The 5,393-nt window shown below is 69.3% G+C and carries 4 protein-coding genes, 2 tRNA genes and 1 pseudogene; 3 read left to right on the forward strand and 4 right to left on the reverse strand.

Features of this window, described 5'->3' with window-relative positions:
* The coding region (locus OOT08_RS06845; protein WP_325091851.1) for an HPP family protein at positions 1–470 on the reverse strand (470 nt) is incomplete at its 3' end.
* 184 nt (positions 471–654) lie between these two features.
* A tRNA-Pro gene (locus OOT08_RS06850) sits at positions 655–731 on the reverse strand.
* A 92-nt stretch (positions 732–823) separates the two neighbouring features.
* On the opposite strand from OOT08_RS06850, the gene OOT08_RS06855 reads away from it, so the two are divergent.
* Complete coding sequence (locus OOT08_RS06855; protein ID WP_325091852.1) at positions 824–1,597, forward strand: HAD-IIB family hydrolase; 774 nt, start codon at positions 824–826, stop codon at positions 1,595–1,597.
* A 78-nt stretch (positions 1,598–1,675) separates the two neighbouring features.
* Here the strand turns inward: OOT08_RS06855 and OOT08_RS06860 are convergent, their stop codons facing one another.
* Together OOT08_RS06860 and radA are read right to left on the reverse strand one after the other, a co-directional pair.
* Positions 1,676–3,157 carry a malate:quinone oxidoreductase gene (locus tag OOT08_RS06860; protein WP_442916205.1) on the reverse strand — a complete coding sequence of 494 codons (1,482 nt, stop codon included), beginning with the start codon at positions 3,155–3,157 and terminating at the stop codon, positions 1,676–1,678.
* 8 nt (positions 3,158–3,165) lie between these two features.
* Positions 3,166–4,503 carry a DNA repair protein RadA gene (radA, locus tag OOT08_RS06865; RefSeq protein WP_325091854.1) on the reverse strand — a complete coding sequence of 446 codons (1,338 nt, stop codon included), beginning with the start codon at positions 4,501–4,503 and terminating at the stop codon, positions 3,166–3,168.
* Between the two features lie 86 nt (positions 4,504–4,589).
* Between radA and OOT08_RS06870 the strand changes: the two genes are divergently transcribed.
* Positions 4,590–4,680: transfer RNA gene (locus OOT08_RS06870), tRNA-Ser, on the forward strand.
* 355 nt (positions 4,681–5,035) lie between these two features.
* A pseudogene (locus tag OOT08_RS06875) lies at positions 5,036–5,393 on the forward strand (MFS transporter); the annotation flags it as partial.

The following is a 5,393-nucleotide window of genomic DNA, read 5'->3' on the forward strand; positions in this document are numbered from 1 at the left end:
TAGGTGACCCCGCTCGCGCGGTGGAACAGCGAGGCGAGCACCACTACGGCGGTGGCCCCGATCAGGATCGGGATGACCGCCTCAGTCCAGGTCGCGGCGCTCGTGAGCACGATGATCGGATTCGCCCCGGCGGGCGGGTGCGTCACCCGCAGCACCGCCATCGCCATGACGGCGAGGGCGACCGCGAGGCTCACGCTCCACCAGGTCACGGGAAGCACGGCCCCGACGCCGAGCCCGACCAGGGTGCAGACGAGCTGTCCCCCCACCACGTTTGCCGGTTGCGAGAGCGGCCCGTGCGGCACCAGAAAGACGAGGGCGCAGGAGCTGCCGAGCGAGGCGATCAGCAGGGGCAGGGCGGTGTTCTCGTCGAACCAGGCAATGATGCCGATGATGAGGAAGGTGCCGAGCCCGGCGAGCAGCCAGGTGCGGGTGCGGAGCGCGGGCTGATGCCGAAAGAAAAACCTGCGCATCGTTCTCCCTCGTCTCCGGTTGTTCCGTTCGCGCGCTGCGGCATCCCGCGTCGCTCGCCAGGTGCTCGGCCGCACGAATCGCGCGTCGAACCAGATCGAGCCTAGCGGGGCGGACGCGGCTCACCGCATCGGGACAAAAAAGCCTCCGGTCTCTCGCGGTTTCCCGCGAAAGCCCGGAGGCTCCTGGTCGGGGTAACAGGATTTGAACCTGCGACCTCGTCGTCCCGAACGACGCGCGCTACCAAGCTGCGCCATACCCCGATGTGGTGTGTTGTGCTCGATGAGCACGGTTAACTGTAGCGCGAAACGGGCCAGAAACGAAAACGGCCCCGGCGTGTGCGAGACTCGGAGGCGTGAATCAGTTGCCCCCGCTTTTTGCCTTTGATCTCGACGATACCCTCGCGGCCTCGAAATCCCCGGTCGACCCCCGAATGCTTCGGCTGATTGAGCGCTTATTGGAGCGCGGCGAGGTCGCGGTGATCTCCGGCGGAAACTTCACCCAGTTCCAGGCGCAGCTCCTGGATCGGCTCGGGAGCCTTGACGAGGCGCACCTCGGCCGCATGCACCTGCTCCCCACCTGCGGCACCCAGTACTACCGCCGCGAGGCCGGGGCCTGGGCGGCCCGGTACCGGGAGGAGCTCACGGACGACGAAACCGAGCGGGCGATGACCGCCCTCCGCGAGGAGGCGGAGCGGCTCGGGCTCTGGGCGAACGAGCCCTGGGGCGAGATCCTGGAGGACCGCGGCTCGCAGGTGACGTTCTCGGCCCTCGGGCAGCGCGCTCCCGTCGAGGCGAAGCACGCGTGGGATCCGGACAGCGCGAAGAAGAGCGCCCTGCGCGACGCCGTCGCGGCGCGGCTGCCCGACTTGGAGGTGCGCAGCGGCGGCTCCACCTCGGTGGACATCACCCGCAAGGGCATCGATAAGGCCTACGGGATGCGCAAGCTCGCCGCCGAGTCCGGGGTCGCCCTGGACGACATGCTCTTCATCGGGGACCGCCTCGACCCGGATGGCAACGACTACCCCGTCCTCGCGATGGGCGTTGCCACCCACGCCGTGACCGGCTGGGAGGACACGGCGGACTTCCTGGAGGCGCTGCTCGGCGCGGAGCCGGGCTCCCCGGCCTGATCCGCGGCGGGGCTACCCGCCCGAAAAACGACAACGCGGCCGCCCCCGAGGGGGCGGCCGCGTGGTCTCGTGCGCAGCTTAGCGGGTGATGTTCAGCACCTTCGCCGTGGCGGCCAGGCCGGCCTCGGCCGCCTCCGGGCTGTGGTTCAGGCCCGTGCCGAAGGCGGGGATCTTCGTGACGAAGGTCTTCTTCCAGGTGGGGAACTCCTCCGGGAAGCACTTTTCGAGCACGTTCAGCATCGCGGGGACCGCGGTGGACGCGCCGGGCGAGGCCCCCAGCAGGCCCGCGATGGAGCCGTCGGCGCCCGTGATGACCTCGGTGCCGAACTGGAGCACGCCGCCCTTCTTGGCGTCCTTCTTCATGACCTGCACGCGCTGCCCGGCGGTGATGAGGTACCAGTCCTCGTCCTTCGCGGTCGGCATGAACTCACGCAGGGCGTTCATCTTCTTCGTGCGGCTCGCGAGCAGCTCGCTCACGAGGTACTTCACGAGGGAGAACTCGCTCAGGCCGACGCGGATCATGGGCCACAGGTTGTGGGTCCGGATCGAACCGGGCAGGTCCCACCAGGAGCCCTTCTTCAGGAATTTGGGGGTGAACCCGGCGTAGGGGCCGAAGAGCAGGCTCTCGCCGCCGTCGACGACGCGGGCGTCCAGGTGCGGCACCGACATGGGCGGGGCGCCCACCGCGGCCTTGCCGTACACCTTGGCCTTGTGCTCGGCGACGACCTTCGGGTCGTCGCAGCGCAGGAACTGGCCGGAAATCGGGAAGCCGCCGAAGCCCTTGATCTCGGGGATCCCCGAGGACTGCAGGAGCTGCAGCGCGCCGCCTCCGGCGCCGACGAACACGAAGCGGGCGTTCACGACGGTGACGCCGTAGCCCACGCTGTGCTTGACGAAGACGTCCCAGGTGCCGTCCTGGCGACGCTTCACCTTCTGCACCTGGGTGCCCAGGTTCAGGGTGGCGCCGTTTTCGACGAGGTGGTCGGTGAGCTGGCGGGTGACCGAGCCGAAGTCAACGTCGGTGCCGGAGACGTCGCGGGTGACCGCGATGGCCTCGTCCTTCTGGCGCTGTTCCACGAGCAGGGGCGCCCACTCGGCGATCTGCGCGGGGTCGTCGCTGAACTCCATCGCGGCGAAGAGCGGCTCCTTCTTGAGCAGCTCAAAGCGACGACGGAGGAAGTCCACGTTCTCCTGGCCGCGCACGAACGTCATGTGCGGGGTCGCATTGATGAAGCTGTTCGGCTCCCCCAGGGTGCCGTCCTCGACGAGGGAGGCCCACCACTGGCGGCTGAGCTGGAACTGCTCGTTGATGTCGACGGCCTTCGCGGAGGACATACTGCCGTCCTTTGCGACGGGCATGTAGTTCAGCTCGCAGAGAGCCGCGTGGCCCGTGCCCGCGTTGTTCCAGGCATTACTGCTCTCCTGCGCCAGGGTTTCCAGGCGCTCGAAGAGCTCGATGCTCCAATCGGGCTGCACCTGCTGCAACAGGGTGCCCAAAGTGGCGCTCATGATGCCGCCGCCGATGAGGACTACGTCTACCGTTTTCTTGCTGGTCACGATGGTCCAGTCTAGCCCTCTTGTCTGCTTGCCCCATACGCGAGACTTTTTGCGGCCTGCAAGGTCTCAGAGGAGGCATCCACGACGCGGGAGAATCCCATCCGCGTCGCCTCGCCCCGGCGGTGGCTTTCCGCCGTCACGGGGCGGATCTCCCCGGCCAGGCTGATCTCCCCGAAGGCGGCCAAGGTGTGCGGCAGCGGCCGGTCGGCGACCGCGGAGGCCAGGGCCAGGGCGATCGCAAGGTCCGCGGCGGGCTCGGTCAGCTTGACCCCGCCAACCGTGGACACGTAGACGTCGTCGGCGCCGATCTTCAGCCCCAGGCGGCGCTCCAGCACGGCGAGGATCATCGCGACGCGGGCGGAGTCGACGCCGCTGGTCACCCGGCGCGGATTGGGGGTGTTGCTCTTCGTCACGAGCGCCTGCACCTCGACGGGCAGGGCGCGCTTGCCCTCCATTGCGATCGTCGCGCAGGTGCCGCTCACGGCCCCGGTGCTCCGGCTCAGGAACAGCCCGCTCGGGTCCGGCACCTCCTGGATGCCCGTGCCGGCCATCTCGAAGCAGCCGACCTCGTCGGTCGGGCCGAAGCGGTTCTTGAGGGAGCGCACGAAGCGCAGCGCGGTGTGCCGGTCCCCCTCGAAGTGACAGACGACGTCCACGAGGTGCTCGAGCACCCGCGGCCCGGCCACGTTGCCGTCCTTGGTGACGTGGCCCACGAGAATGACGGGGATCCCGGTCGCCTTCGCGACTCGGATCAGGGTGGCGGCCACCTCGCGCACCTGGCTCGGACCGCCGGCGGCGCCCTCCACGGTGTCGCTCGCGATGGTCTGTACGGAGTCGATGATGACGAGGGCGGGCTCGACGGCCTCGATCTGGCCGAGCACGCTGCCCAGGTCGTTCTCAGAGGCGAGGAACAGGGTGTCGTGCATGGCCCCCGTGCGCTCCCCGCGCATCCGGACCTGACCGATGGATTCCTCCGCGCTGACGTAGAGCACACGACGCCCCTGCTGGGCGGCCTTCGAGGCGACTTCGAGGAGCAGAGTCGATTTGCCGACGCCGGGCTCCCCCGAGAGCAGCACGGTCGCCCCGGGCACGAGGCCGCCGCCGAGCACGCGGTCGAACTCGCCGATCCCCGTGGGAGCGTGCGTCACGCTGTCTCCGGCGAACTCGGTGATGGGGCGGGCCACCTTCCCCGCGCCGGGGAGGTTCGTGCGGACCTGGCGAGCGGCGATGCCCGTCTTCTGCCCGGCCTCGACCACCGTCCCCCACTGCTGGCACTCCCCGCAGCGGCCGACCCACTTGGGGGCCTGCCAACCGCACTCGGTGCACTCGAAGCCACTTGATTTCGCCATGCCTGTGAGCCTAACGAACGCCGCCGACACTCGCGCCGCGCACCTCGATTTCGCATCGGGGCCCTCTTGCGCGTAAGCTATTCCGCGGTGGCGTGTCCGAGCGGCCGAAGGTGCAACTCTCGAAAAGTTGTGTAGGGTAACCCCCTACCGTGGGTTCAAATCCCACCGCCACCGCCAGCACGAAGGCCCCGAGTTCCCTGAGAAATCACCGGAACCGGGGCCTTCGTCGTTTCCGGACTCGGCGGCCACTCGGCGCGGGCAGAGCGAGACGCGGGTCCCCGGCGAGAGGCGGGCGGGCGGGGCGCCGGGGACGCTGCCCGCAGCTGGCGGTCCCCCACTGCGAAAGCCGCGCTCGGCTGATAAAGTGGGCACTCACGGGATCGCGCGGATGACTCAAACAGTCCGCGCAACCGGCAACAAGGCCTCCTGCGCGATCGGGAGGCCTTTTGCCGTCCCGCCCATGGGGGAGGCGCCTCGCGTGCCCTCCGTCCGGCCGCGCCGCTCGCGCTGCCGGGTCTACCGAGGAGCACACATGTCATCACCTGAGCCCACACCGACGCCCGCGCCCGCGTCCGCTTCCCGAGGCTTCTTCGGCCATCCGTGGGGGCTCGCGAACCTCGCCGGGGTCGAGATGTGGGAGCGCTTCAGCTTCTACGGCATGCAGGCGCTGCTCGCCTTCTACATTTACTACTCCGTCTCCGACGGCGGGCTCGGGCTCTCGCAGACCGCCGCGACCTCGATCGTTGGCGCATACGGCGGGCTCGTCTACCTCTCCGCCGTCCTCGGCGGCTGGATCGCCGACCGCGTGCTCGGCGCGGAGCGGACCCTCGTCGTGGCGGCGTGCCTCATCATGGCCGGTCACCTGGCCCTCGCCTTCGTGCCCGGCGTCG

The organism is Leucobacter sp. M11 (assembly GCF_035726885.1).
Taxonomy (GTDB): domain Bacteria; phylum Actinomycetota; class Actinomycetes; order Actinomycetales; family Microbacteriaceae; genus JAPFRB01.